The sequence below is a fragment of the Micromonospora sp. NPDC005305 genome, from assembly GCF_040607315.1.
Lineage (GTDB): Bacteria > Actinomycetota > Actinomycetes > Mycobacteriales > Micromonosporaceae > Micromonospora.
Map to the genome: position 1 here is coordinate 1 of NZ_JBEXGL010000053.1, position 1,560 is coordinate 1,560.

The window sequence follows — 1,560 nt, forward strand, 5'->3', positions numbered from 1 at the left end:
TCGGTACTTGTCAAGGCCGGTGAGACCAGTGGGTGTTACGCCGCTTGGGGTAGTGGTTGATCGGTTGCTGGTTCGGGCGGGTTGATCCAGACGGCGTCGGGCAGGTGCAGGGCTTTCGGTCTGGGTCGGCGGGAGAAGCGTTCGGGGTGGGTGGTCCAGGCGGTGTCGAGGGCCTGTTCGCGTTGCTTTTGTTGGGTCGCGGCGTGGCCGTAGTGGACGTCGGCGGGGGTGTGCAGCCCGATGCCGGTGTGGTGGTGTTCGTGGTTGTACCAGGTGAAGAACGTGTCGCAGAACGTGCGGGCGTGGGCCAGTGACCCGAAGCGTTCGGGGAATGTGGGGTGGTACTTCACGGTCTTGAACGCGGCTTCGGAGAACGGATTGTCGTTGCTCACGCGCGGGCGGGAGTGCGAGCGAGTGACGCGCAGGTCGGCCAGCAGCGTCGCGACGCGTTTGGAGGTCATCGAGGTGCCGCGGTCGGCGTGCACGACCTGCGGGACGCCGTGCAGGGTGATGACCTCGGTGATGAAGTCGTGGGCGATCTCGGCGCTCTCTCTGGCGGCGACGTGGTGCCCGACGACGTACCGCGACCAGATGTCGATCATGACGTAGGCGTCGTAGTAGACGCCCTTGGTCGGGCCGGGGAGCTTGGTGATGTCCCAGGTGAACACCTGCCCCGGGCCGGTGGCGGTCAGCTCCGGGCGTGCTCGGGTGGGGTGTCGGGCCTGGCGGCGCCGGTCGAGGACCTGGTTGTTGGTGCGCAGGATGCGGTAGAGGGTGGAGATCGAGGCCAGGTAGACGCCTTCGTCGAGCAGCGTCGCGAACGCTTCGGTCGGGGTGGTGTCGACGAACCGGTCGCTGTCGAGCACGGCCAGGATGCGGGCGCGTTCGGCGTCGGACAGTCGGTTCGCCGGCGCCGGCCGAGGCGTGGGTGCGCACGCTTGCGGGGTGCGGGAGCGGCGGTGGGCGGTGCTGCGGGCGATCCCGGTCAACCGGGCCGCTGCACGAGTCGGCGTCTGCGCGGCCAGCAACGCCGTGTGGGCATCGGTCAGGGCTTGGTCGGCTTGGTGTCGGTGTCCGCGCTCTCGGAGATCTCGGCCAAGAGCGCGTGTGCTTTTCCCATGATGTCCAACGCCGCCTCGGTCCGGGCGATCTTGCGGTTCGCCAGCTCCAGCTCCCGGCGCAGCCGAGCGATCTCGGCCTGTTCCCCACTCGGGCGTCCGACGCTCTGACCGGGCTTCTTCCCCTCCAACAGCCCGGCGTCACGGGCGCGGCGCCACTCACTCATCAGCGACGAGTACAAGCCGTTACGGCGCAGATAGCCGTTCCCGTCACCGTCGGCGACGGCCTGCTCGTACTCGGCGAGCAGCCGCAGCTTCTCCGCCGAGGTGAACGAACGACGTCGCCGTGGCCGATCTGCGCGAGGTCCCTCACTGGTCATGGCCCCATCGTGCCCGACGGACAGTTCCGCGCTGGAAATCGTCATCGAAGGAAGATCCATCCTCGCCCCGGGAGGGCTACTTGCTCTGAACCACTGGTCTCACCCAACCCTGACACCCAGGG

1 protein-coding gene is annotated in these 1,560 nt (G+C 68.1%); it reads right to left on the reverse strand.

Translation table 11 applies throughout. The features are described from left to right. Positions 1-35: 35 nt before the first annotated feature. A protein-coding gene (locus tag ABZS80_RS33235; protein ID WP_355062166.1) for an IS3 family transposase occupies positions 36-1,483 on the reverse strand; the annotation gives its coding sequence in 2 pieces (ribosomal slippage) (positions 36-1,111 and positions 1,111-1,483; 1,449 coding nt in all). Between the last annotated feature and the right edge of the window lie 77 nt (positions 1,484-1,560).